This is a genomic window from Streptococcus sp. 27098_8_148, from assembly GCF_041432105.1.
Classification (GTDB): domain Bacteria; phylum Bacillota; class Bacilli; order Lactobacillales; family Streptococcaceae; genus Streptococcus; species Streptococcus parasanguinis_AE.
Genome location: NZ_JAPVYY010000003.1, coordinates 122,797 through 148,849, shown reverse-complemented (window position 1 = coordinate 148,849; position 26,053 = coordinate 122,797). Strand labels below are relative to the sequence as shown.

The following is a 26,053-nucleotide window of genomic DNA, read 5'->3' as shown; positions in this document are numbered from 1 at the left end:
ATTGTATTCGTTTTGGGGTCGTTACGGATTCGACAGGCATTATGAGGCATATTTTGCAACTCATCTAGCGGATGTAAAACGCCAGTTAAATATAACTGCAAAAAATAATAATTCTTACGCTTTAGCTGCCTAAACACCAGCAGGCGTGACCCGATTCGAATCGCTCGTGTTTGATGACAGGTCTTAATTTTAGCGAGATACGATCTAGCTTTGTCTAGGAGTTAGATAAGAGATTGATAGACTCGCAGGTACAGGGCTTGAGTTATGTGTCGTGTAGCTGTTAAAAGAAGACATAACCTATGGTTGTAGACAAATATGCTGGCAGGTGTTTGGACGTGGGTTCGACTCCCACCGGCTCCATATTTTTATTCATGGAAGATTACTCAAGAGGCTTAAGAGGCCGTGTTGGAAACGCGGTAGGCGTGTAAAAGCGTGCGTGGGTTCGAATCCCATGTCTTCCGTTGTTGAGACATCATTGTGTAGCAGTGGTGTTTTTTTGTTCAAAAATGAGTCCTCGAAATAGACTAGTGAGGGAGGAGAGAAAAGTGATTGCACAGCTAGATACCAAATCAGTCTATACCTTTATGGAAAGTCTTGTGACCATAAAAGACTATGTACAAGTGGCTAAAAGCATGGGTTATAACGCATTGGGAATCATGGATGTAGATAATTTGTATGGTGCTTATGAATTAATCGAAGTCTGTCAGTCGCATAATATCACCCCTTTAGTTGGTTTGGAGGTTGAACTAAAACTAGATAATGAAATGATTCCGTTTCGGATGCTGGCTTTGTCTACTAAGGGCTACCAAAATCTGATGAAGATATCAACTGTTAAAATGATGGGGAAGAGCAATTGGGAGGATGTGAAGCACCTAACAGAAGGACTAGCAGTCATTGTCCCAGCTCCTTTTGCTAGCAGAGACCTGCCTCTTGATCTAGATTACTTCATCGGAGTTTTTGCGGATACGCCGGTCCAAGAGTTTAGCCACCCTGTGCTCCCTCTTCATACCGTTCGATTTTTTGAGGCTGGGGATGTGGAAGCCATGCAGATGCTGGCAGCCATCAAGGACAATCAAAGCTTGACGGAAACAGGACCAATTGATCCGACAACAGTCCTAAAAACTCCTCAGGATTTAAAGAATGATTTTGCAGAGCGATTTCCTCAAGCCATCACAAATCTGGAAAAACTAGTCCAAGGGATTCAATATGATATTGACACCCAGTTGAAATTGCCTCGCTTCAATCCTCAGAAACCAGCTGTTGAGGAACTGAGAGAATTAGCTCAAGCGGGTCTCCTTCGAAAGAACTTGACCAGTCCGGTCTATCAAGAACGTCTGGAGCATGAATTAGACATTATTCACCAGATGGGCTTTGATGATTATTTCTTGATTGTCTGGGACCTTCTTCGTTTCGGACGGAGTCAAGGCTATTATATGGGAATGGGACGTGGGTCTGCTGTAGGCTCACTGGTAGCCTATTCCCTAGGGATTACAGGGATTGATCCTGTGGAGAAGAACCTCCTATTTGAGCGCTTTTTAAATGTGGAGCGCTACACCATGCCGGATATTGATATTGATATTCCTGATATCTATCGTCCAGAATTTATCCGCTATGTGCGAGACCGTTACGGGAGTTACCATGCAGCTCAAATCGTGACCTTTTCAACCTTTGGGGCCAAACAAGCCATTCGAGATGTCTTCAAACGTTTTGGGGTACCAGAGTATGAATTGACCTCCATTACCAAGCGGATTGGGTTTAGGGATACACTGACGACAGCTTATGAACAGAATCTAGCTTTTCGACAAGTGATTCATAGCCGAGCAGAATTTGAACGTGGCTTTGAAATTGCCAAAAGAATAGAAGGCCAACCTAGACAAACCTCGATCCACGCGGCTGGGGTTGTGATGAGTGACCAGGATTTGACGGATCACATTCCTCTCAAGTATGGAGAAGACATGTTTGTCACCCAGTATGATGCCCATGCGGTTGAAGCCAATGGTCTGTTAAAGATGGACTTTTTGGGTCTGCGAAATTTAACCTTTGTTCAGAAAATGAAGGAAGCCGTCTATGAAAAGTACCAAGAAGAGATCGTGATTGAAGCCATTGATTTAGAAGATCCAGAAACCTTGGCCTTGTTTGCTGCTGGGGATACCAAGGGGATTTTCCAATTTGAACAGGCTGGAGCCATTCGCCTCTTGAGACGAGTGAGACCCAATCATTTCGAAGAAGTGGTAGCGACCACCTCTCTCAATCGTCCAGGCGCTAGTGATTACATTGACAATTTCGTCAAAAGAAAGCACGGCCAGGAAAAAGTTGAGATTTTAGATCCAGCTATTGAAGCAATCTTACGGCCCACATATGGGATCATGCTCTACCAAGAGCAGGTCATGCAGGTTGCCCAGCGTTTTGCAGGTTTTAGCCTAGGGAAAGCCGATATCTTACGTCGGGCTATGGGCAAAAAAAATGTGGCTGAAATGCACAAGATGGAAGCCGATTTTGTCGCAGGTGCTCTTAAACTTGGGCATACGGAAGAAAAAGCCAAAGAGGTCTTTGCGATCATGGAAAAATTCGCAGGCTATGGGTTTAACCGTTCTCATGCCTATGCCTATTCTGCCTTGGCCTTTCAGATGGCCTATTTCAAGGTCCATTATCCAGATGTTTTCTTTGATGTCATGCTCAATTATTCGAGTAGCGATTATCTGACAGATGCTCTCCAGTTTGATTTTAAAGTCGCGCCATTATCCATCAACACCATCCCTTACAGAGATAAGTTCCAGGATCGGAAAATCTACTTGGGAATGAAAAATATCAAGGGACTCCCAAGAGATTTAGCATATTGGATCATTGACAATCGTCCCTTTGAAAGTGTCGAAGATTTTATTTTACGACTACCCAATCAGTATCATAAATTGCCTTTGTTAACACCTTTAGTGGAGCTTGGATTGTTTGACATTTTTGAAAAAAATAGGCGCAAGGTGCTTCACAATTTGCCGAATTTGTTTGTCTTTGCTGATGAGCTAGGCAGTTTGTTTGCGGATTCTAACTATTCCTGGACAGAAACGGAGGACTTTAGCCAGGCTGAAAAATATGAGAAGGAAGAGGCCATTATTGGCGTCGGGCTCAGTACTCACCCATTGGTTGCGATTGGGCAAATGAGTCCCTACGAGATCCAACCAATTTCTCAATTAGTTCAAGGAGAGCAGGCACGCATTCTCATTGAGATACAAAACATTCGAACGATTCGAACCAAGTCGGGTGATCTCATGGCTTTCTTACAAGTCAGTGATACCAAGAAAAAATTGGATGTGACCCTTTTCCCTGAAACCTACAATCGATTTTCCTCTTTGATAAAAGAAGGTGGCTTTTATTACTTGACAGGGAAGATACAAGAGCGTGATGGGCGCTTGCAGATGATTCTAGCAGAGGTGCAACTTGCAACCAATGAAAAGTTCTGGATCCAGTTGCTCGATCATCGTCAGGATAAAACAATTCTTTCTATCTTGAAAAAATATCCGGGCCCATATCCTGTGATATTACGCTATGAAGACGAGAAAAAAACTCTTCAATTGAAGGGCTATACAGTCCAGAAAAACAAAGAATTGGAAGATGAATTAAAGAATCTCGTTATGAAAACGATTTATCGGTAAAAACTGCGAAAAATACGAGAATTTTAGTCTTCTTTGTGTTATAATTACGTAGAATGTAAAAGAAAAAAAGGAGCAAACAACGAAATGAAACGTATTGCTGTTTTAACTAGTGGTGGAGATGCCCCTGGCATGAACGCTGCTATCCGTGCAGTTGTTCGTCAAGCAATTTCAGAAGGAATGGAAGTTTTCGGTATCTATGATGGATATGCGGGAATGGTTGCTGGTAAAATTCAGCCGCTTGACGCCTCATCTGTTGGAGATATTATTTCCCGTGGTGGTACCTTCCTTCATTCAGCTCGTTACCCTGAATTCGCACAACGCGAAGGTCAATTAAAAGGGATCGAGCAATTGAAGAAACACGGGATCGAAGGTGTTGTCGTTATTGGTGGAGATGGTTCTTACCATGGTGCGATGCGCTTGACTGAGCTTGGATTCCCAGCTGTTGGTCTTCCTGGTACGATCGACAACGATATCGTCGGAACTGACTTTACAATTGGTTTTGATACGGCAGTCACAACTGCAATGGACGCGATCGATAAGATCCGTGATACTTCATCTAGTCACCACCGTACTTTCGTAATTGAAGTGATGGGACGTAATGCTGGAGATATCGCTCTTTGGGCAGGGATTGCATCTGGAGCAGATGAAATCATCATTCCTGAAGAAGGATTCAAGATCGAAGAAGTTGTTGAGAGCATCAAAGAAGGTTACGCAAAAGGTCGTACCCACAACATCATCATCTTGGCTGAAGGCGTGATGTCTGCAGATGAATTTGGTAAAGCGTTGAAAGAAGCTGGTGATGAAAGTGACCTTCGTGTGACTGAGCTTGGCCACATCCAACGTGGTGGTTCACCTACAGCGCGTGACCGTGTTCTTGCATCACGTATGGGAGCACACGCAGTTAAATTGTTGAAACAAGGAATCGGTGGTGTAGCCGTTGGTATCCGCAATGAAAAAATGGTGGAAAATCCAATCCTTGGTAACGCAGAAGAAGGAGCCCTCTTTAGCTTGACAGAAGATGGTAAGATTGTGGTAAACAATCCACATAAAGCTGATCTTGGTCTTGCCGAGTTGAACCGTAGCTTGTCTTCAATTTAATTTTATTTCATAAATTCGTTAACCTTGTCTTAAAAAGACAGATATATTTAAAAAGGAGTCATATATATCATGAACAAACGTGTAAAAATCGTTGCAACTTTGGGTCCTGCGGTAGAAATCCGTGGTGGTAAAAAATTTGGTGAAGATGGATACTGGGCTGAAAACCTTGACGTTGAAGCTTCAGCACAAAACATTGCTAAATTGATCGAAGCTGGCGCTAACACTTTCCGTTTCAACTTCTCACACGGTGACCACCAAGAACAAGGTGAACGTATGGCAACTGTTAAACGTGCAGAAGAAATCGCTGGTAAAAAAGTTGGTTTCCTTCTTGATACAAAAGGTCCTGAAATCCGTACTGAATTGTTTGAAGGTGAAGCTAAAGAGTATTCATACAAAACTGGTGAACGTATCCGCGTTGCTACAAAACAAGGCATCAAATCAACTCGTGATGTTATCGCATTGAACGTTGCTGGTGGACTTGACATCTTCGATGACGTTGAAGTTGGACACCAAGTATTGGTTGACGATGGTAAATTGGGTCTTCGTGTTGTAGAAAAAGACGCTGCAAAACGTGAATTTGTCGTTGAAGTTGAAAATGATGGTATCATCGCTAAACAAAAAGGTGTCAACATCCCTAACACTAAGATTCCTTTCCCAGCACTTGCTGAACGCGATAACGACGATATCCGCTTCGGTTTGGAACAAGGTATCAACTTCATCGCGATCTCATTCGTACGTACTGCAAAAGACGTAAATGAAGTTCGTGCAATTTGTGAAGAAACTGGTAACGGTCACGTTCAATTGTTTGCGAAGATCGAAAACCAACAAGGTATCGATAATTTAGATGAAATCATTGAAGCTGCAGACGGTATTATGATTGCTCGTGGTGACATGGGTATCGAAGTACCATTTGAAATGGTTCCAGTTTACCAAAAAATGATTATCACTAAAGTGAATGCTGCTGGTAAAGTTGTTATCACTGCAACAAACATGCTTGAAACAATGACTGAAAAACCACGTGCAACTCGTTCTGAAGTATCTGACGTTTTCAACGCTGTTATCGATGGTACTGATGCTACAATGCTTTCAGGTGAATCTGCAAATGGTAAATACCCACTTGAGTCAGTTACAACAATGGCTACAATCGACAAGAACGCTCAAACTCTTCTTAAAGAATACGGACGTTTGAACTCAGATTCATTTGAACGTAACTCTAAGACAGAAGTTATGGCTTCAGCTGTTAAAGATGCTACAAACTCAATGGATATCAAATTGGTTGTAACTCTTACTAAGACTGGTCACACTGCACGTTTGATTTCTAAATACCGTCCAAATGCTGATATCTTGGCATTGACATTTGACGAATTGACAGAACGTGGATTGATGTTGAACTGGGGTGTTATCCCAATGTTGACAGAAGCTCCATCATCAACTGATGACATGTTTGAAATTGCTGAACGCAAAGCAGTTGAAGCTGGTCTTGTACAATCTGGTGATGATATCGTTATCGTTGCAGGTGTACCACTTGGTGAAGCAGTTCGTACAAACACAATGCGTATCCGTACAGTACGTTAATAGACAATTATATCTGAAAGCCTTGCTGGTTGATCTGAAAGGATTGACCGCGAGGTTTTTCTTTTTATTGTTTAGTGTGTTGACAAGAATTCTCACTAATGCTTACTTTCTCTTTTTTAAAGATCAAAAACATGGTATAATAAATAAAAAGGAAGGGAGACATACATGCCAAGGAGAGATTTAATTAGAAATGTCATCATTGTTGGTGTACTGGTTTTGGCACTGATTTTGCTTCGAATCTTTGTATTTCATCCATTTAGTATCAATGATAAGATGGCCAATGCTTCTGTGAAAACTGGAGATCTTGTGGTAGCGACTAGAAATGCTCAGGTAGATCGCAGTGATTTGGTCTTATACAAGGTCGGTGGAAAAGAATACCTTGGACGTGTTATTGCCAAAGAAAACGACGAAGTCAGCTACGTAGATGATGTCCTCTATTTGAATGGACAGGCAACACCAGAACCTTACCTAAATAAAATGCTGAATAAACACTTGGCGGCTCCAACGAGTAATGGGTATTATACGGATGATTTCTTCTTATCAGAGTTAAAAGGGACCAAGGCTGGTCGTGTACCATCCGATACTTATCTAGTCTTAAATGATAACCGTGGAGATACAGAAGATAGCCGTGAGTTTGGTTATATCCATAAAAATCAGATCGAAGGAGTCGTGAATCTGCGTCTCTATCCCCTCAATAAATTTGGATTTATAAAAGTAGAAGAATAGCCGAAAGGCTATTTTTTTTTATAAATATCAATATGAACTAGTTTTTTTTTCCATTTTTGTGGTAAGATGTTCATTAAATAATTTTTTAGGAGGAGAATGCTATGCAGTATGCTTTGGAAATTTTACCAAGTTTGTTAAAGGGAGCAAGCCTCACCTTGCAAGTGTTTGCTTTCGTATTGATTTTATCGATTCCACTAGGAATCGTTGTTTCCTTTTTGCTTCAATTGCGCTCAAAGATCCTGCATGGACTCCTAACAATTTATATCTGGATCATGCGAGGAACCCCTCTTTTGCTTCAGTTGATCTTTATTTATTACGTCCTTCCAAGTATTGGGATTCGAATTGATCGGTTGCCTGCAGCTATCATAGCCTTCACTCTCAATTATGCAGCCTATTTTGCAGAAATCTTCCGTGGAGGAATTGTCGCCATTCCGACAGGTCAGTATGAGGCGGCCAAGGTCTTAAAATTGAGTTCATGGCAAACAATTCGCTATATCATTTTGCCTCAGGTGGTGAAGATCGTTCTTCCAAGTGTCTTCAATGAAGTCATGTCCTTGATTAAAGATACCTCCTTGGTCTATGCTCTGGGAATTAGTGATTTGATCCTGGCTAGTCGGACGGCAGCCAATCGTGATGCCAGTCTAGCACCCATGTTTTTAGCGGGAGCTATTTATTTAATCCTCATTGGGATCGTGACCATCATTGCCAAGCGAGTTGAAAAGAACTTTTCATATTATAAATAGGAGGAGAAGCATATGTTAGAATTAAAACAAATTTCGAAACGGTTTGGGGATAAGCAGATCTTATCAGATTTCAATCTTCTCGTTCCTGAAAAACAAATCGTCGCCATTGTTGGACCTTCTGGAGGAGGAAAGACCACCTTGCTTCGCATGTTAGCTGGTCTTGAAACCATTGATTCTGGTCAGATCATCTACAATGGTGAAAACTTGCCTCTGGATGCCTTAGAAAAACGAAATCTTCTCGGTTTTGTCTTTCAAGATTTTCAATTATTTCCACATTTATCGGTCATGGAAAACCTTATCTTGTCTCCTGTTAAGACCATGAATGTGACTAAGGAAGAAGCGAGTAAAAAAGCCATGAGCTTACTGGAGCGTTTGGGACTCGAACAACATGCGGATGCTTATCCCTTCTCTCTATCTGGTGGTCAGAAGCAACGGGTGGCATTGGCTCGTGCTATGATGATCGATCCAGAAATTATTGGCTATGATGAGCCGACTTCGGCCTTGGATCCAGAATTGCGATTAGAAGTTGAGAAGCTAATCTTGCAAAACCGTGAACTGGGGATGACTCAGATCGTTGTTACCCATGATATTCCATTTGCAGAAGCAATTGCGGATGTTCTTCTCAAGGTTGAGCCTAAATAGGAGGAGAGGATGAAACGAGTAATACCATGGTTGCTAGGTGTCCTTAGTCTCGTTCTTCTGACTGCCTGTGGACAGACAGTGAGTGATCCTAAAGTGGACAACTGGCAAAAATACCAAAAAGAGCAGTCCATCACGATTGGTTTTGATAATACTTTCGTTCCCATGGGCTTTGAACAAAAAGATGGGAGCTACGCTGGTTTTGATATTGATTTGGCCAATCAAGTCTTTGAATCTTATGGGATTCATGTCAACTGGCAACCCATTGATTGGGATATGAAAGAGACGGAACTGAAAAATGGGACCATTGATGCCATCTGGAATGGCTATTCTGCAACAGATGAACGTCGGGAAAGTGTTGCTTTTACCAAGCCCTATATGAAAAATGAACAAGTCTTGGTCACTAAGAAAGCCTCTGGGATCCAATCAGTCGATGGGATGAAAGAGAAACGATTAGGTGCCCAGACCGGATCGTCTGGCTATATGGATTTTGAAGCCAATCCTAAAATCTTAAAAAATAAGGTTAAAAATCAAAAGGCTACCCAATACCAGAGTTTCAACGAGGCGCTGATCGATCTTCAGAATGATCGGATCGATGGCCTCTTAATCGACCGTGTCTATGCCAACTATTATCTGCAGACGGAAGGAATTTTAAAAGACTACAATGTCTTTCCTGTCGGGTTTGAGACAGAATCCTTTGCGGTAGGAGTGCGCAAGGCGGATAAAACTTTGAAGAAAAAAATTGATGAAGCCTTCGTAAAACTCTATCAAAAGGGCCAATTCCAAAAGATTTCTAAGAAGTGGTTCGGAACGGATGTAGCAACAGACGACATCAAGTAAAAAAGAGAGTGGGACAGAAATCGGTAATTCGTTAGAATTCGATTTCGTCGTCCCACCTCCGCACAGTTGAGTAGGGCTGTAAAAGCTGATGAAATCAGCGTAGTAGAGCCCACTCAACCACTGCGTCTTGCTCGACAATCCAAAAACAATTGAGAGGCTAGGACTTTTGTCCCAGCCTCTTTTAGTCGGTTTTATTAGTAATTTGATGGAAAATCTTTTGCCACGTTTCATGGCGACGCCAGAGACTGGTATGGATTTGACCGTCTAGTTCATAACGGATAAGTTTGGTCTTTTGGCTGATGGACTCCAGTTCAAAGTTTTGGAATTGAACTTGGTCGCTTGCGAGTGCCTCCATTAATTCCGCCTTGTGGTGTTCGTGACCGGTATCGTCAATCAAGGTATAATTATCCGCTAGCAGTGTATCAAATTCTTGCTTAGCATAGAGGATTTTTTCGTAGGTCAAGAGTTTCTTTTCAACGTTTTCGATCAGCTCATCCTCAGGAATTGAGCTAGGTTCCACATGGACGTCAATGTCAAAGACTCCAAACTCATCTTTCAGGAGATCCTCAACTTCTTCTGTGATCGCATGGCTTTCATAGACTGAAAGATCGGGATTCATTTCCAAGACAACGTCCAGATAGATATTGCTTCCGTAGGTCCGTCCGCGTTGAGATTTCACACGCGCAATCTTAGGTAGTTTTAAAATAGCTTTTTCGTAATCTTCGAGGAGGCTATCATCAAAGCCGTCTGAAAGACTAAAGGAAGATTCCATAAAAATATCGTAGGCTGTTTTGAGGATAAAGAAGGTGATGATGATGGCTACGATTTTATCGACAATTGGATAGTTAAAAGCACTAGCAGCGATCGCGATCGACGTTCCAAGAGATGTGACGACGTCTGAAAGATTGTCTTTTGCGGCTGCTTTTAAGGCTTTTGATTTGGCCCGTTTGGCTAAGCGAAGATTGTAGAAATAAACGCCTAGCATGACAAGGGCTGAAACCACTCCGACACCAGCACCGAGTGGATCAATGCTAACTGTTTCATTGCTGAAGATCTTTTGGAGGGTATCGCGTAAGACATCAAAACCAACATAAAACATAATGATGGAGGTGACTAGGCTTGCTAGATCCTCAATTTTCCAGTGACCAAATTTGTGATCGCGGTCAGCAGGTTGGCGAGCAAGACGAATCCCGATGAGCAGGGCAGCATTGCTGATGATATCAGATAAGTTGTTAAATCCATCGGCTACCAAACTGGATGAATGAAGTAGATGGCCGGTAGCCAATTTTACTGAAGAGAGCAATAAATAGGCTAGAATACTAATGATAGCGCCACGTTCGGCCAGTTTTAAGTTACTGTATGGTTTATCCAAAATATCCTCCTAGACCTCGGATGAAATCCTGTTTTCTTTAAGCTACTATTATATCGTTTTTGGAAGGGAAATTCAAATGAGTCCTTTTTTAAAAGAAGCTAGGCCGGTTTTTGTGGTATAATAGAACGATTGAATGAATGAGGAGTATGAGATGAATCCTTTATTGAATGGTATGAATGATCGCCAAGCAGAGGCGGTCCAAACGACAGAAGGTCCCCTCTTGATCATGGCGGGGGCTGGTTCTGGTAAGACACGTGTCTTGACCCACCGCATTGCTTACTTGATCGATGAAAAAATGGTCAATCCTTGGAATATTTTGGCCATTACCTTTACCAATAAAGCCGCTCGGGAGATGAAGGAGCGGGCTTATCAGTTGAATCCAGCGACCCAAGATTGCTTGATTGCCACCTTCCACTCCATGTGTGTGCGTATTCTCCGTCGAGATGCGGATCATATTGGCTACAACCGCAACTTCACCATTGTCGATCCAGGTGAGCAGCGGACCTTGATGAAGCGGATTTTAAAGTCCTTGAACTTGGATCCTAAAAAATGGAATGAACGGACCATCTTGGGGACTATTTCCAATGCCAAAAATGACCTGATCGATGAAGTGGCCTACGCCGCCCAGGCTGGCGATATGTACACCCAGATCGTCGCCAAGTGCTATGAGGCTTACCAAAAGGAACTCCGTCAGTCAGAAGCAGTGGACTTTGATGATTTGATCATGCTGACCTTGCGTCTTTTTGATCAGCATCCAGATGTGCTGACCTATTACCAGCAGAAGTTCCAATACATCCACGTAGACGAGTATCAAGATACCAACCATGCCCAATACCAGTTGGTCAAACTCTTGGCTTCACGCTTTAAAAATATATGTGTCGTTGGGGATGCGGACCAGTCTATTTATGGCTGGCGGGGAGCAGATATGCAGAATATCCTGGACTTTGAGAAGGATTATAAGGAAGCTAAGGTCGTCCTCCTAGAAGAGAATTATCGCTCGACCAAGACGATCTTGCAAGCAGCCAATGATGTCATCAAAAACAATCGCCACCGCCGTCCGAAGAATCTCTGGACACAAAATGAAGACGGGGAAGAGATTGTCTATTACCGGGCTAATGACGAGCAGGATGAAGCAGTCTTTGTTGCTAAAACGATTGAAGAGCTGAGTCGCGAAGCTGGCTACAAACACCGTGATTTTGCGGTTCTCTATCGGACCAATGCCCAGTCACGGACCATTGAAGAAGCGCTACTCAAGTCTAACATTCCCTACACCATGGTAGGGGGCACCAAGTTCTACAGCCGGAAGGAAATTCGGGATGTCATTGCTTATCTGAACTTGATTGCCAACCTCAGTGACAATATCAGTTTTGAGCGTATTATCAATGAACCCAAGCGGGGAATCGGGCCAGGTACAGTGGATAAGATTCGTGATTTTGCCCAACTGCAAGAGTCTTCACTCCTGGATGCTTCAGCCAATATCATGCTCTCTGGCATCAAAGGAAAGGCCGCTCAAGCCATCTGGGACTTTGCCAATCTCATTCTTGATTTGAGAGAAAGATTGGACCAGCTGACCATTACAGAGCTGGTCGAAGAAGTCCTTGACAAGACGGGCTATATGACGGCCCTAACCAATCAAGGGAATCTAGAAAGTCAGGCCCGCATCGAGAATATCCAAGAGTTCCTGTCTGTTACCAAGAATTTTGATGAAAATGGAGAGACCGTCGAAGACGAATCAGGTGTGGAAACCTTGAGTCGCTTCTTGAACGATTTGGCTTTGATTGCCGATACAGATGATGGGGCCCAAGAAACTTCAGAAGTCACCTTGATGACCCTTCACGCGGCTAAGGGATTGGAGTTTCCAGTTGTCTTCTTGATTGGAATGGAAGAAAATGTCTTTCCTCTTAGTCGTGCAGCAGAGGATCCAGATGAGTTGGAGGAAGAACGTCGCCTGGCATATGTGGGGATCACGCGGGCAGAGAAAGTTCTCTTCTTGACCAATGCTAACTCACGTTTGCTCTTTGGACGGACCAGCTACAACCGCCCGACGCGTTTCATCAATGAAATTAGCTCGGATTTATTGACCTACCAAGGATTAGCCCGTCCAGTTAATACCAGCTTTAAGGCTTCTTATAGCAATGGAGGCGGAACGACCTTTGGAAAAGGCATGAGCCTGTCACAAGCCCTTCAAGAGCGCAAGAGACAAGCAGCCCCAAGTGCTCTCACGTCATCAAGCCTCCCCTTTGGCAATAGCAACCGTTCTAGCGCCAAAGAAAGCGTCGCATGGGCCATTGGCGACATTGCCGTTCACAAGAAGTGGGGCGAAGGAACCGTGCTTGAAGTATCTGGTAGTGGTAGTACCCAAGAACTCAAGATCAACTTCCCAGAAGTGGGTCTCAAAAAACTCTTGGCCAGTGTCGCGCCGATTGAGAAGAAATAAACTAAAGCCAGTAAGCTAAGTCCACTGTTTCAGATTATAAATAAGCAACATCTTTTCAGAAATCTAAAGTTATTACTGAATGAGACTATTGAAAAAAATATTTTGGAACTAGTGCAAAATAGATTGAGACTTTTCGCCGTGAGGAAAGCATCAGAAACGCATTAGTTTCTGGTGCTCGGTAGATTTGAGACGTAAGGCTCAAATCTAAGGTATGGAATCCCAAAGGGAGTCGCTACCGTCCGTCCTCACCTAAGGAAAGTCTCTATAAAAGAATGAATATTTACTTAAAACCAGCAAGCTTCGTTTGTTGGTTTTGATTTTACTGGTGGCATGATATAATATACTAAGAATAGAGAAAGAGGCATACTATGAACGAAATCAAGTGTCCCAACTGTGGGGAAGTCTTTACAGTCAATGAAAGTCAATACAGCGAACTCTTGTCACAGGTACGGACAGCAGAGTTTGACAAGGAAATTCATGAGCGAATTCGGCAAGAGTTGGCTTTGGCTGAGCAAAAGGCCCTTAATGAGCAACAAGAGAAGTTAGCCAAGAAGGATCAAGAAATTGCCCAGTTACAAAACCAGATTCAACAGTTTGATACTGAAAAAGAATTGGCTAAAAAAGAGGTGGAGCAAACCGCTAGCCAAAGCTTGCTAGAGAAAGAAAAAGAAGTGCAAGCGCTGGAAAATCAATTGGCCACCTTGCGCTTGGAACATGAAAATCAGTTGCAAAAAACACTGTCTGATCTAGAGAAAGAAAGGGATCAGGTACAAAACCAATTGCTCCTTCAAGAGAAGGAAAATGAACTGTCCCTAGCTTCTGTCAAGCAAAACTACGAAGCCCAGCTTAAGGCAGCCAATGAACAGGTCGAGTTCTACAAGAATTTTAAGGCCCAACAGTCAACCAAGGCCATCGGTGAAAGTCTGGAACAGTATGCGGAAAGTGAATTCAACAAGGTTCGCAGTTTTGCCTTCCCAAATGCTTACTTTGAAAAGGACAACAAGGTCTCTGCACGTGGGTCTAAAGGCGACTTTATTTTCCGCGAGTGCGATGAAAATGGGGTGGAGATTATCTCCATTATGTTCGAGATGAAAAATGAAGCTGACGGGACAGAGAAGAAGCATAAGAATGCGGATTTCTACAAGGAATTGGACAAGGATCGTCGAGAAAAGAACTGTGAATATGCCGTTTTGGTGACCATGCTTGAGGCAGATAACGACTACTTCAACACAGGGATTGTCGATGTCAGTCATGAGTATGAGAAGATGTATGTGGTCCGTCCTCAGTTCTTTATCCAGATCATTGGGCTCCTGCGCAATGCGGCCCTCAATTCCCTTAAATACAAGCAAGAATTGGCGCTTGTTCGTGAACAAAATATTGATATTACCCACTTTGAAGAAGACCTAGATGCCTTTAAAGTAGCCTTTGCTAAGAACTACAATTCGGCTTCTGTCAACTTTGGCAAGGCTATCGATGAAATCGACAAAGCCATCAAGCGGATGGAAGAAGTCAAGAAATTCTTGACCACATCAGAAAATCAACTTCGGCTCGCCAACAACAAATTGGATGATGTTTCCGTTAAAAAATTGACTCGGAAGAATCCAACCATGAAGGCTAAGTTTGATGCTTTGAAGGAAGACTAGGAGGATCCTATGCAGATACGAAAAGCAACCATGGAAGATGCTGAAGCCCTACTGTCTTTATACGAAGACTTGGGCTATCCAACAACCGCTTCTAAGCTGTCTCGACGTTTAGAAATGATTCTTTCTCAGCCACATTATGGCTGTCTTCTAGCTGAAAGAAACGGAGTAATTTTAGGTTTCTTAGGTTATGCAAAGCTCTTCTTTTTTGAAGCAGATGGGTCTTACTATCGAATTTTAGCTTTGTCAGTTGCAAAAGAAACAAGACGACAAGGAATTGCTAGTAGGCTAATCGATGAATTGAAAAAACAAGCGGTAAAAGAAGGAGTTGAGGCACTGGCTCTAAATAGTGGATTAACCGCTGAACGAAATGCTGCACATCAGTTTTATCAGGCAGTTGGATTTGAAAAAGTGACTGCCGGCTTTGCCTTGCATTTAAAAACTCAACCTAAATAAATCATGAAAAAATAGTAGAGGGAACGAAGTAATGTCTTCAACAAAAGGGAAAACCTTATATTTGAACAAAAAGAGCATGGACTATGTAACATTTGGAAAAGGTAAGCAGCCATTAGTGATCATACCAGGCTTGGGGGATGGGCTTCAGACCGTTAAAGGAAAGGCACAGCTCTTTTCTCTCTCGTATCGTCTACTTGCTAAACGTTATAAAATCTATGTTTTTTCTCGAATCAATGAGCTGAGACAGGGCTATACGACGTGGGATATGGCAGCAGATGTAGCAGAAGCAATGGAGACACTAAACCTAGATACCGCTTATGTTATGGGGATTTCACAAGGTGGAATGATTGCCCAATGGCTAGCTGCAGATTTTCCAGAAAAGGTTCAAAAGCTCATTTTAGCCGTGACCACTGCAAAACCTAGTCAACTTGCTAGAGAACGAATTGAGCATTGGCAAAAACTTAGTCAATCTGGAAATTTTAAGCATCTCATGCTGGATATTGCAAAGCATTCCTACACGCAAAAGAGCTATCAAAAGTGGCGGTTGCTTTATAATATCATGGGTCGCTTGGGGCGAATCAAAGATGAAAATAGAATAGCCATTCAGTCTCAGTCTTGCCTGGAACATAATAGCCTTGAGGTCTTAAAAGAAATTCATTGTCCGACCCTGATCCTTGGTGCCCTTGAAGATGATGTGGTCGGTGTGGACGGATCTAAGGAACTAGCAAAAGCGATTTCGGGTTGCCAGCTCCTTATTCTAAAACATTCTGGGCATGCTCTTTATGAAGAAAATAAAGTATTTCAAGAGGCTGTCTGTGAATTCTTAAACTAAAAAAGCTGGAATATTTTCCAGCTTTTTTATGTTAGTTAAATCGCAAAGAGATCATTTAGGTTTTCTGCCATGGTTGGGTGAGTAAAGATTTGTTTTGCGATGTAAGTATAAGGGATCTTGTTGTCCATGGCCATGGTAATCTGGTTGATGATTTCGCCTGCAGCTTCTCCAAAGAGCGTCACTCCAAGAATTTCTTTTGTTTCTGGGTTGACCACGGCTTTGAAGGCACCTCGAAGGTCTGCATTGACATGTCCACGAGGCATGGCAGCAACTGGCAATTCTTTAACAGCAACTGGAAGTCCTTTGTCACGTGCTTCTTGCTCGGTCAAGCCGACTTGGGCAAGTGGAGGAGCAATAAAGAGTGTTGTCGCATAATTTCTACGAGTTTCGAGATTGTAGCTACCATCGCCTGTAAGGTAGTTGAAGACAATGCGGAAGTCATCGAGTGACATGTAAGTGAACTGAGGACCACCATTGACATCCCCAACTGCAAAGACACCAGGGACGCTGGTTTCTAAATGACGGTTGACTTGGATTGCTCCACGATCAGTGACTTGGATATCTGTGTTTTCAAGACCAAGTCCAGCGATGTTTGGTTTACGTCCTGTTGCGTAGAGAAGGATATCAAACTCGAAGTCTCCCTTATCTGTGACAACCGTTAAGCTGTTTTGGCCATCTTTGATTTCTTGGGTATGAACGCCTTGCAAGAATTGAATGCCATCTTCTTCAAGGTAGCTTTTTGCAAGAGCTGCAATACTTGGCTCGATCCGTGGCAAGAATGTTTCAGAAGCATCCAATACCGTTACTTGGCTACCCAAGGTATTATAGAGATGAGCAAATTCCAATCCGATTGGTCCACCACCAAGGACACCGAGGCGTTTAGGTAGGTTTTCCAAACGTTGAATACCGGTTGAATCCACGGCAAATTTACTTTCAGCTAATCCTGGGATCGGAAGGACATTTGGAACAGCACCAGTATTAATAATAATGGTTTCAGCTGTCAATTCTTCCTTTTCATCTCCAGCTTGAATTTCGATGACCTTGTTAGAAACGAAACGAGCCGTCGCATCGATAATGTCTACGCCAGTTCCAGCAATGGTTGCGTAGTTCTTGCCGTTGAGACGAGTCGTCACTGCATTTTTCTCATTCATGGCTTGCTCAAAATCCAAGCCTTTTTCTGCTGCAACAATCAAGGTCTTGGTTGGAATACAAGCGATATTGATACAAGTACCACCGTACATAGATTTGCTCTTTTCAATCAGAGCGACTTTTTTTCCTTGGCTTGATAATTTCGCTGCGAGTGTTTTACCAGCTTTACCAAATCCAATCACAATAACATCATACATTAACATATGTTACACCTTCTTTCGCTTTCTATTGTATCAAACCCATTTTAAAAAGTCTGAAATCTGCTACGGGATTTTTTAGGAGCTCATGAGAAGGGGGAAAGAGGGACAAGAAGTCTTGTTTCATGGTATAATAAAGGGTCGGTGGCCAGGATGGTCACACAAGAGTTAGAAAGAGCAAATCAGATGGACGGAATTATCAATGTAAAAAAGGAAGCAGGCATGACCTCACATGATGTGGTCTTTAAACTGCGAAAAATCTTAGGAACTAAGAAGATCGGTCATGGGGGAACGCTGGATCCAGATGTGGTGGGAGTGCTTCCGATTGCAGTTGGAAAGGCGACCCGGATGGTCGAATTCATGCAAGATGAAGGAAAGGTCTATGAGGGAGAAATCACTTTGGGATTTTCTACCACGACGGAGGATGCAAGTGGTGAAGTCGTAGAGCAGACCCCAGTGGAAGCCCCTTTAGATGCAGGAGAGGTGGACCGCATGATTGCCCAAATGGTGGGAGAAATCGAGCAAGTACCACCTATGTATTCCGCTGTCAAGGTCAATGGACGTAAGCTCTATGAATATGCGCGGGCAGGAGAAGAAGTGGAACGCCCTGTACGGCAGGTAGCCATTTATGAATTCACGCGCACCAGTGAGATTAGCTATGAAGAAAGGCTAGCCCGTTTTCGTTTCCGGGTCAAATGCAGCAAGGGGACCTATATCCGGACCTTGTCGGTGGATTTGGGTCAAAAACTGGGTTACGCAGCCCATATGTCTCATTTGACACGGACCAGTGCTGCTGGTTTGTCACTGGAAGATTCCCTGACCTTAGAAGAAGTGGCTGAAAAAGTAGCCCAAGGAGATTTGAGCTTCCTTCATCCACTTGAAATTGGAACCGGAGATCTTGAAAAAGTAGAGCTGACAGTTGAAGAGGTTGGCGAAGTCCAAGTGGGACGCTTTATTCCAGTTGTGAGTAACTCCAAAGAGTTAGCTGCTTTTTACCAAGGAAAATTGGTAGCCATTTTAGAAAAAAGAGAAGAACTTTACAAACCTCGAAAAGTCTTTCTAACAGAAAGTGTGTTACAATAAATTCATGAATATTCGTACGATTACTACTGCTAACCAGATCCATTTGGAGAATGAGACAGTTTTGGTTCTGGGCTACTTTGATGGCCTGCATCTGGGGCATCAAGAACTCTTTAAAAAGGCGCGTCAGATAGCGGATGAAAAAGGCTTGAAGGTCGCTTTGTTAACCTTCCCTGAATCTCCTAAGTTAGCCTTTGTTCGCTACCAACCAGAATTACTGCTTCATTTGCAGAGTCCTGAGGATCGGTTCCAAAAATTAAACGAACTAGGAGTGGATGAGCTCTTCCTCATTGATTTTACGACCGATTTTGCTTCTAAAACCGCCAAAGAATTTGTTGTTCAATTTGTCAAAGCCTTGAGGGCCCGAGTTTTAATTGCTGGATTTGATTATAGTTTTGGCTCTGATAAAAAAACGGCCTCTGACTTAGCTGATTATTTTGATGGTCAAGTGGAGGTCATTTCCCCTGTATTGGATCAGGGTGAAAAGATTAGTTCGACCCGCATTCGTCAAGCTATCCTAGAAGGACGCGTCCACGAAGCTACCCGTCTACTTGGTCACCCTTTATCCAGTCGGGGAATCGTCGTGCATGGGGATGCACGTGGCCGCACCATTGGCTATCCTACCGCCAATCTAGCACCGATTGATCGGACCTATTTACCATCAGATGGGGTTTATGTAGTGGATGTCGATTTTAAAGGGCAGACTTACCGTGGGATGGCTTCTGTCGGGAAAAATGTCACCTTTGATGGGAAAGAGCTTCGTTTCGAAGTCAATCTCTTTGATTTTTCTGGAGATATCTACGGTCATACCCTGACCATTCACTGGTTAGATAAGATTCGAGAAATGGTCAAATTCGATGGGATCGATCAACTAGTGGCGCAACTAGAAGAAGATGAAGCAGTTTCACGAAACTGGAACGAGGGGCTGGGACAAAAGTCCTAGCCTCTCAATTGTTTTTGGATTGTCGAGCAAGACGCAGTGGTTGAGTGGGCTCTACTACGCTGATTTCATCAGCTTTTACAGCCCTACTCAACTGTGCGGAGGTGGGACGACGAAATCGAATTCTAACGAATGACCGATTTCTGTCCCACTCTCTTTTTTCGGTCCTCTTCTTGGGAAAAATGAAAGGGATTTCTTTTTTCCACTGAAATTTAGAAAAATCGTCGAGAAATCAAAAAAGCGCTTTTCAAGCACCTATTTTTTTTGTATAATAGAGTCAGATAGTTATATATAAAAAAAGAAGTGAACCACATGATTACATTATTTTTATCGCCGAGTTGTACATCATGTCGAAAAGCTCGGGCTTGGTTAAAAAAGCACGATGTTCCATTTAAAGAACACAATATTATGACAAGTCCTTTGAGCAAACAGGAGTTGACAAGTATATTGGCCTTGACCGAAAACGGAACAGACGACATTATTTCAACTCGTTCAAAAATTTTTCAAAAATTGGATGTTGATGTTGAAGATTTATCCATCTCAGCCTTGATCCATCTGATTGAGGAAAATCCTAGTCTCTTGCGGAGACCGATTATTTTAGATAACAAACGCATGCAGATTGGCTTTAACGAAGATGAAATTCGGGCCTTCTTGCCACGGAGTTATCGCAAACAAGAGTTACGCTCTGCCACTCTAAGAGCAGAAATAAACTAAGAAGTATGTCGAATGCAAAAAAATTATAGTTACCCACTGGACTTATCGTGGAGCACTGAAGAGCTTGCTTCAGTGCTTTCTTTTTTCAATAAAGTTGAAGAAGCCTATGAAAGTAAGGTAGAAGCCAAAGAATACATGGAAGCCTACCGCGCTTTTAAGAAGGTCGTGCCTAGTATCGGAGAAGAAAAGCGTCTTGGACGGGAGTTCGAAGAAGTGAGCGGTTATTCTCTTTATCGTGCTACCCAGGCTGCAAAGCAAAAAGAGGAAGGATGGTTTTCTCTTGAAGAATAAATTAGAGTTTGCCAAACAAATCGTTTTAGAGGCTGGAGACTACTTGCGTCTTCATCTCCATGATGACTTGATGATCTCAAAAAAGACTGGGCCGACAGATTTAGTCACCCAGATGGACCAACAGGTTCAAAAGGATTTGGTTGAAAAAATCACACATCGCTACCCAGATGATCGGATTTTTGCGGAGGAAGATGGCCTTCGTTCACCGATTTCAGAAGGATCCGTTTGGGTGATTGATCCTATTGATGGGACCAATAATTTTGTGACCCAAAAGGAAGATTTTGCGGTGATGGTGGCTTATTTTGAAGACGGAATTGGTCAGTTTGGCCTGATCTATGATGTGATGCGGGATCACCTTTTTTACGGGGGTGGAGAATTCCCTGTGTATCGCAATGAGGTTGAACTGACCCCCTTTGTGGACCAACCTCTGGAAAACTTTCTGATTGCTTCAAATGTCGGCATGCTTGAGAAAAATGACTGGGGCATGGCCGATCTTGGTATGGATTCTCTTGGCATTCGGGTCTACGGAAGTGCCGGTATTAGTTTTTCAAAAATTCTCTCAGGTGGGATTCTAGCTTATTTTAGCTACATCTGGCCCTGGGATTATGCCGCAGCTGCGATCATGGGGGAACAGTTGGGCTATACCGTTTTAAATCTAAATGGAGATAAACCTAATTACCAGTCAGTGGAACCCATTATGATGGTTCCAAAAGTGAAGTTAACAGAAATTCAAACCTATCTTAAGAAAGGGAGAAGTTAAATGAATTTTCCCAATGGTTTTAAAGAAAAATACCAGCATCTTCTAGGTGAGGATGCTGCTGCTTTTTTTGCAACCTTTGAGCAAGAAGCAGTATCGGCCTTTCGGACTAATCCCCTGAAAGAAGCGCAAAAATCATTTGATGATCCGATTCCCAATACCCCTTGGGGACATTATGGAAAGGTCTCAGGAAAATCCATCGAGCACGCAACGGGTTTGGTCTATTCGCAAGAGCCAGCTGCACAGATAGTGGCCCAAGTCGCTCAGCCAAAGCCTGGAATGAAGGTCTTAGACTTGGCCGCGGCTCCTGGGGGAAAGACCACCCAACTCTTGTCTTATTTGGACAATCAGGGACTCTTGGTCTCCAATGAAATCCACAAGGGCCGCTCGAAAATTCTTGTAGAGAATGTCGAACGCTTTGGTGCCCGAAATGTATTGGTAACCAATGAGTCTGCCGATCGTCTGGCAAAGGTTTTTTCAGGCTTTTTTGATCTGATTGTACTAGACGCCCCATGTTCCGGTGAGGGGATGTTTCGTAAGCAACCAGATGCCATGGACTATTGGTCCATCGATTATCCTCGAGAGTGCAGTCTCCTTCAAAGAGAGATTCTAGAGGATGCTCTCAAGATGTTGGTCCCAGGTGGTTCCTTGGTGTATTCAACCTGTACCTGGGCTCCTGAGGAAAATGAAGAGATCGTATCCTGGCTTTTGGAAAACTATGATCTGGAATTGGAAATTATCGAGAAGATCAATGGTATGGCAGAAGGCATTGACCATCCAGAAACGGCGCGCATGTATCCTCATCTCTTTAAAGGGGAGGGACAATTTGTTGCTAAGTTCCGTTATCTAGGAGAGAATCGTCCTGCCAAAATCCCTTCCAAAAAGGACCAATTATCTGCGGAGCAAAAGAAATGGTGGCAGGAGTTTGCTAAGAAACACTTGAAGATCACTCTAGAAGGTGTCCTCGAAACTTTTGGAGATGAACTCTACTTGGTTCCACTTGGTTTACCAGATTTGCGCAAAGTAAAAATTGCCCGAAATGGTTTGCACCTAGGGACCTTCAAGAAAAATCGATTTGAACCTAGTTTTGCCTTGGGCCTTGCTCTGAAACCGAGTGAGGTTAAAGAGACCGTTTCGATCACGCCTGAAGACTTTGTTCATTATGTGGCGGGAGAGACGGTTCAATTGAAGGAAACGCATCCAAATGGATGGTACCAGGTCCTTGTCGAAGGCAATGGTTTGGGCTTTGCCAAAGTGACCGGACAGACCCTGAAAAATTTCTATCCAAAGGGGCTTCGTTTTAGGTAAAATGCTGGGCAAAGAACCCGTTCTATGATATAGTGGAAGTACAGGTTTTTTTGAAAAAAACTTGTCAAAATCATAAGTGAAATAGTGAAATATCAAGGAGACATGATTTGAAAAAGTCTAAAAAGCTGATCCTAGGACTAGCGACGATCGCATTAGCAGGAAGTTTATCTGCTTGTGCTTCTTGGATCGATCGCGGAGAATCCATCACTGCTGTCGGATCGACTGCCTTACAACCCTTGGTTGAAGGAGTAGTAGATCGCTACATTGAAGAACATCCTGGTAAGATTGTAAATGTACAAGGAGGAGGTTCTGGTACAGGACTTTCACAAGTTCAATCTGGCGCTGTGGACATCGGAAATAGTGACTTGTTTGCTGAAGAAAAATCTGGGATTGATGCCTCTAGTCTAGTCGACCATCAGGTAGCCGTAGCAGGGACAGCTATCATTGCCAATAAAAATATCTCAGTAGATAATTTGACAACAGAGCAATTGCGAAAGATCTTTACGGGTGAATATACCAACTGGAAGCAATTGGGAGGTCCAGATCTTGAAATCACGATTGTGAACCGGGCGGTTGGTTCTGGTAGCCGTGCTGTCTTTGATGCCATTATCATGGATGGCAAACAACCCAAGCAGGCCCAAGAGCAAGACTCTAATGGAATGGTGAAAAACATCGTTTCTCAAACGCCAGGAGCCATCTCTTATCTAGCCTTTACCTACTTGGATAGCAGTGTCAAAACCATGAAGCTTAACGGTTATGAACCAACCAAAGCCAATGTTGTCAACAATAACTGGCCAATCTGGTCTTATGAACACATGTATACCAAAGGAAAACCCAATGAGTTGTCTAAAAAATTCATTGACTACATGATGACCGATGAGATCCAGCAAAAAGTTGTTGGTAAGATGGGCTATATCCCAATCAATGATATGAAAGTCACCCGTGATTTAAAAGGGAATGTGACAAAAAAATAAAAGAATTAGGTAAAAAATGAACGAAGTAGCAAAAAAAATGCTGACGAAATCAAAAAACTCCCGCCTAGAAAAATTTGGGAAAACCATTACTTTTCTATGCATGAGTTTGATTGTTGTCGTCGTTGCCATGATTTTGATTTTCGTGGCCCAAAAAGGTTTATCGACTTTCTTTGTCAATAAAGTCAATATCTTTAGTTTTCTATTTGGGAGCTCTTGGAATCCTGCTGCAAAGGAATTCGGAGCCCTACCAATGATTCTAGGTTCCTTTATTGTAACCTTGCTTTCTGCCCTCTTGGCAACGCCGTTTGCCATTGGTGCAGCTGTTTTCATGACAGAAGTCTCTCCTAAAGGAGCTCGTTTCTTGCAACCAGCGATTGAGCTCTTAGTGGGGATTCCTTCAGTTGTTTACGGATTCATTGGTCTTCAAGTGGTCGTCCCATTTACGCGTAGTCTCTTTGGAGGGACTGGTTTTGGGATTCTCTCAGGGGTCTTTGTCCTCTTTGTTATGATCCTGCCAACTGTTACCTTTATGACGACCGATAGCCTCCGAGCTGTGCCTCGTCATTACCGGGAAGCTAGTATGGCCATGGGAGCGACCCGTTGGCAAACTATTTGGCATGTCACGCTCAAGGCAGCCCGCTCTGGAATCTTTACAGCGGTTGTCTTTGGTATGGCGCGTGCTTTCGGGGAAGCCTTGGCTATCCAGATGGTTGTAGGAAACTCGGCAGTGGTACCAACCTCGCTCACAACACCAGCTTCCACCCTCACCTCTATTTTGACCATGGGAATCGGAAATACCGTCATGGGTACGGTCAATAACAATGTTCTTTGGTCACTCGCCTTGGTATTGCTCCTCATGAGTCTTGCCTTTAACAGTGTGATTAAACTGATTACGAAAGAAAGAGGTAAGAAGAACTATGCACGCTAAACGAATGGATAAAATTGCGACAGGAGTGCTGTATGCTATTTCAGGGATCATCGTTGCGATTCTTGCCTCATTGATCCTTTATATCTTAGTCCGTGGCTTGCCCCATGTATCTTGGCACTTCTTGACTGGAAAATCTTCTTCTTACCAAGCAGGAGGAGGGATCGGAATTCAATTGTATAATTCCTTCTTTCTCTTGGTCATTACCTTGGTGATTTCCTTCCCACTTTCTCTTGGAGCTGGGATTTACCTCTCTGAGTATGCTAAAAAAGGTCGTTTGACCAATTTGGTTCGTACCTGTATTGAGATCTTGTCTTCCTTGCCATCTGTCGTTGTAGGTCTCTTTGGTTACTTGGTCTTTGTTGTCCAGTTCAAATACGGATTTTCGATCATTTCAGGGGCATTGGCCTTGACCGTCTTTAACCTGCCACAGATGACCCGTAATATCGAAGATAGCTTGCAGCACGTCCACCATACGCAGCGTGAAGCAGGTCTAGCACTGGGCTTGTCTCGCTGGGAAACTGTGATTCATGTCGTGGTACCAGAAGCTCTTCCAAGTATTATCACTGGGGTCGTCTTAGCCTCAGGACGGATCTTTGGGGAAGCTGCTGCCTTGATCTATACTGCAGGTCAATCGGCTCCAGCCCTTGATTGGTCAAACTGGAATATCTTTAGTGTGACCAGTCCGATTTCGATCTTCCGTCAGGCTGAAACCTTGGCTGTCCATATCTGGAAGGTCAACAGTGAAGGAACCATTCCAGACTCGATCGAAGTCTCAGCCGGTTCTGCCGCCGTTCTTTTGATCTTTATCTTGATCTTTAACTTTGGAGCGCGCAAACTCGGAAGTTACCTCCATAAAAAACTAACATCTGCTTAAAGGAGAAGAAATGTCAAAATACAATTGGGATGAGAGACACATCATTACTTTTCCTGAAGAAAAGGTGGTCCTATCGACCAAAGATTTGCATGTCTATTATGGAACGAACGAGTCCATTAAAGGCGTTGATATGCAGTTTGAAAAGAATAAGATTACAGCCTTGATCGGTCCTTCAGGATCTGGGAAATCCACCTACCTCCGTAGTTTAAACCGGATGAATGATACCATCGATATTGCGCGTGTAACGGGTGAAATTTGGTATGAAGGAATCGATGTTAATCGTCCAGATATCAATGTTTATGAAATGCGCAAGCACATTGGGATGGTTTTCCAACGGCCCAATCCTTTTGCCAAATCGATTTATAAAAACATTACCTTCCCGCATGAACGCGCTGGGGTGAAAGATAAGAAGATCTTGGACGAATTGGTCGAAACTTCTTTGAAACAGGCAGCTCTATGGGATCAGGTCAAGGATGACCTTCATAAATCAGCTCTGACACTTTCAGGTGGTCAACAGCAACGACTTTGTATCGCACGGGCCATCTCTGTGAAGCCAGATATCTTACTCATGGATGAGCCTGCTTCAGCGCTTGATCCGATCGCGACAGCGCAATTAGAAGAAACCATGCTTGAGTTGAAGAAGAATTATACCATTGTCATCGTGACCCACAGCATGCAACAAGCAGCCCGTGCCAGTGATTATACCGGTTTCTTCTACCTAGGAAACCTCATCGAGTACGATAAGACTTCGAATATTTTCCAAAATGCGAAATTGCAATCGACCAACGATTATGTATCTGGTCACTTTGGATAAAGTAAAATGACAACAAAAAGGA

At 43.1% G+C, this 26,053-nt stretch carries 23 protein-coding genes, 1 tRNA gene and 1 other RNA gene; 23 read left to right on the top strand and 2 right to left on the bottom strand.

Annotated features, from left to right (window positions below; all coding sequences use genetic code 11):
- Nucleotides 1–14 precede the first annotated feature (14 nt).
- The 9 genes from ssrA (at nt 15) to O3646_RS03690 (ending at nt 9,268) form a co-directional block, all read left to right on the top strand.
- Nucleotides 15–363, top strand: a transfer-messenger RNA (tmRNA) gene (gene ssrA, locus O3646_RS03730).
- Nucleotides 364–373: 10 nt separating this feature from the next.
- Nucleotides 374–461 (top strand) — tRNA-Ser (locus tag O3646_RS03725).
- An 84-nt stretch (nt 462–545) separates the two neighbouring features.
- Entirely contained in the window at nt 546–3,647 is a 3,102-nt protein-coding gene (locus tag O3646_RS03720; protein WP_368397611.1) for a DNA polymerase III subunit alpha, read from the top strand.
- A gap of 84 nt (nt 3,648–3,731) precedes the next feature.
- Complete coding sequence (pfkA, locus tag O3646_RS03715; protein WP_118397106.1) at nt 3,732–4,745, top strand: 6-phosphofructokinase; 1,014 nt, start codon at nt 3,732–3,734, stop codon at nt 4,743–4,745.
- Nucleotides 4,746–4,814: 69 nt separating this feature from the next.
- The gene (pyk, locus tag O3646_RS03710; RefSeq protein WP_070589328.1) at nt 4,815–6,320 is read left to right on the top strand and encodes a pyruvate kinase; all 1,506 of its coding nucleotides are present in this window, start codon (nt 4,815–4,817) and stop codon (nt 6,318–6,320) included.
- 165 nt (nt 6,321–6,485) lie between these two features.
- Nucleotides 6,486–7,046: a signal peptidase I gene (gene lepB, locus O3646_RS03705; RefSeq protein WP_003006560.1), complete on the top strand. Its 561-nt coding sequence runs from the start codon at nt 6,486–6,488 to the stop codon at nt 7,044–7,046.
- Between the two features lie 101 nt (nt 7,047–7,147).
- Nucleotides 7,148–7,789 carry an amino acid ABC transporter permease gene (locus O3646_RS03700; RefSeq protein ID WP_134974175.1) on the top strand — a complete coding sequence of 214 codons (642 nt, stop codon included), beginning with the start codon at nt 7,148–7,150 and terminating at the stop codon, nt 7,787–7,789.
- Nucleotides 7,790–7,801: 12 nt separating this feature from the next.
- On the top strand, nt 7,802–8,431 hold the full coding sequence (locus O3646_RS03695; protein WP_003014104.1) for an amino acid ABC transporter ATP-binding protein: 630 nt from the start codon (nt 7,802–7,804) through the stop codon (nt 8,429–8,431).
- Nucleotides 8,432–8,440: 9 nt separating this feature from the next.
- On the top strand, nt 8,441–9,268 hold the full coding sequence (locus tag O3646_RS03690) for an amino acid ABC transporter substrate-binding protein (protein WP_014713119.1): 828 nt from the start codon (nt 8,441–8,443) through the stop codon (nt 9,266–9,268).
- Between the two features lie 181 nt (nt 9,269–9,449).
- Here O3646_RS03690 and O3646_RS03685 read toward each other — a convergent pair whose 3' ends face one another.
- Nucleotides 9,450–10,640: a cation diffusion facilitator family transporter gene (locus tag O3646_RS03685; RefSeq protein ID WP_134974174.1), complete on the bottom strand. Its 1,191-nt coding sequence runs from the start codon at nt 10,638–10,640 to the stop codon at nt 9,450–9,452.
- Nucleotides 10,641–10,791: 151 nt separating this feature from the next.
- Between O3646_RS03685 and pcrA the strand changes: the two genes are divergently transcribed.
- The 4 genes from pcrA to O3646_RS03665 all read left to right on the top strand — a co-directional run bounded on the left by pcrA (nt 10,792) and on the right by O3646_RS03665 (nt 16,005).
- Entirely contained in the window at nt 10,792–13,077 is a 2,286-nt protein-coding gene (gene pcrA / locus O3646_RS03680; protein ID WP_118228294.1) for a DNA helicase PcrA, read from the top strand.
- A gap of 368 nt (nt 13,078–13,445) precedes the next feature.
- Nucleotides 13,446–14,720 (top strand): DUF2130 domain-containing protein, encoded by a 1,275-nt coding sequence (locus tag O3646_RS03675; RefSeq protein WP_118228293.1) that lies wholly within the window; start codon nt 13,446–13,448, stop codon nt 14,718–14,720.
- A gap of 9 nt (nt 14,721–14,729) precedes the next feature.
- The gene (locus O3646_RS03670) at nt 14,730–15,173 is read left to right on the top strand and encodes a GNAT family N-acetyltransferase (RefSeq protein ID WP_118228292.1); all 444 of its coding nucleotides are present in this window, start codon (nt 14,730–14,732) and stop codon (nt 15,171–15,173) included.
- 31 nt (nt 15,174–15,204) lie between these two features.
- Nucleotides 15,205–16,005 (top strand): alpha/beta fold hydrolase, encoded by an 801-nt coding sequence (locus tag O3646_RS03665; RefSeq protein WP_031576625.1) that lies wholly within the window; start codon nt 15,205–15,207, stop codon nt 16,003–16,005.
- 35 nt (nt 16,006–16,040) lie between these two features.
- Here the strand turns inward: O3646_RS03665 and O3646_RS03660 are convergent, their stop codons facing one another.
- Nucleotides 16,041–17,357 carry an FAD-containing oxidoreductase gene (locus tag O3646_RS03660; RefSeq protein ID WP_031576627.1) on the bottom strand — a complete coding sequence of 439 codons (1,317 nt, stop codon included), beginning with the start codon at nt 17,355–17,357 and terminating at the stop codon, nt 16,041–16,043.
- Between the two features lie 180 nt (nt 17,358–17,537).
- On the opposite strand from O3646_RS03660, the gene truB reads away from it, so the two are divergent.
- The 10 genes from truB (at nt 17,538) to pstB (ending at nt 26,031) form a co-directional block, all read left to right on the top strand.
- Nucleotides 17,538–18,434 carry a tRNA pseudouridine(55) synthase TruB gene (gene truB / locus O3646_RS03655; RefSeq protein WP_031576628.1) on the top strand — a complete coding sequence of 299 codons (897 nt, stop codon included), beginning with the start codon at nt 17,538–17,540 and terminating at the stop codon, nt 18,432–18,434.
- 4 nt (nt 18,435–18,438) lie between these two features.
- The gene (locus tag O3646_RS03650; protein ID WP_368397937.1) at nt 18,439–19,374 is read left to right on the top strand and encodes a bifunctional riboflavin kinase/FAD synthetase; all 936 of its coding nucleotides are present in this window, start codon (nt 18,439–18,441) and stop codon (nt 19,372–19,374) included.
- Between the two features lie 309 nt (nt 19,375–19,683).
- On the top strand, nt 19,684–20,085 hold the full coding sequence (locus O3646_RS03645; RefSeq protein ID WP_009732658.1) for a Spx/MgsR family RNA polymerase-binding regulatory protein: 402 nt from the start codon (nt 19,684–19,686) through the stop codon (nt 20,083–20,085).
- A 12-nt stretch (nt 20,086–20,097) separates the two neighbouring features.
- The gene (locus O3646_RS03640; RefSeq protein WP_003003480.1) at nt 20,098–20,376 is read left to right on the top strand and encodes a UPF0223 family protein; all 279 of its coding nucleotides are present in this window, start codon (nt 20,098–20,100) and stop codon (nt 20,374–20,376) included.
- Nucleotides 20,366–21,136 carry an inositol monophosphatase family protein gene (locus O3646_RS03635; protein ID WP_368397742.1) on the top strand — a complete coding sequence of 257 codons (771 nt, stop codon included), beginning with the start codon at nt 20,366–20,368 and terminating at the stop codon, nt 21,134–21,136. Before O3646_RS03640 ends, O3646_RS03635 begins: the two co-directional genes overlap by 11 nt.
- Nucleotides 21,137–22,441: an RsmF rRNA methyltransferase first C-terminal domain-containing protein gene (locus O3646_RS03630; protein WP_371610553.1), complete on the top strand. Its 1,305-nt coding sequence runs from the start codon at nt 21,137–21,139 to the stop codon at nt 22,439–22,441. It begins immediately after the preceding gene.
- A 107-nt stretch (nt 22,442–22,548) separates the two neighbouring features.
- Complete coding sequence (locus O3646_RS03625) at nt 22,549–23,415, top strand: phosphate ABC transporter substrate-binding protein PstS family protein (protein ID WP_118228286.1); 867 nt, start codon at nt 22,549–22,551, stop codon at nt 23,413–23,415.
- Nucleotides 23,416–23,431: 16 nt separating this feature from the next.
- On the top strand, nt 23,432–24,343 hold the full coding sequence (gene pstC, locus O3646_RS03620) for a phosphate ABC transporter permease subunit PstC (RefSeq protein ID WP_014713132.1): 912 nt from the start codon (nt 23,432–23,434) through the stop codon (nt 24,341–24,343).
- Nucleotides 24,333–25,217: a phosphate ABC transporter permease PstA gene (pstA, locus tag O3646_RS03615; protein ID WP_003006597.1), complete on the top strand. Its 885-nt coding sequence runs from the start codon at nt 24,333–24,335 to the stop codon at nt 25,215–25,217. Before pstC ends, pstA begins: the two co-directional genes overlap by 11 nt.
- A 10-nt stretch (nt 25,218–25,227) precedes the next feature.
- Nucleotides 25,228–26,031 (top strand): phosphate ABC transporter ATP-binding protein PstB, encoded by an 804-nt coding sequence (gene pstB, locus O3646_RS03610; protein WP_003011874.1) that lies wholly within the window; start codon nt 25,228–25,230, stop codon nt 26,029–26,031.
- Nucleotides 26,032–26,053: the final 22 nt, after the last annotated feature.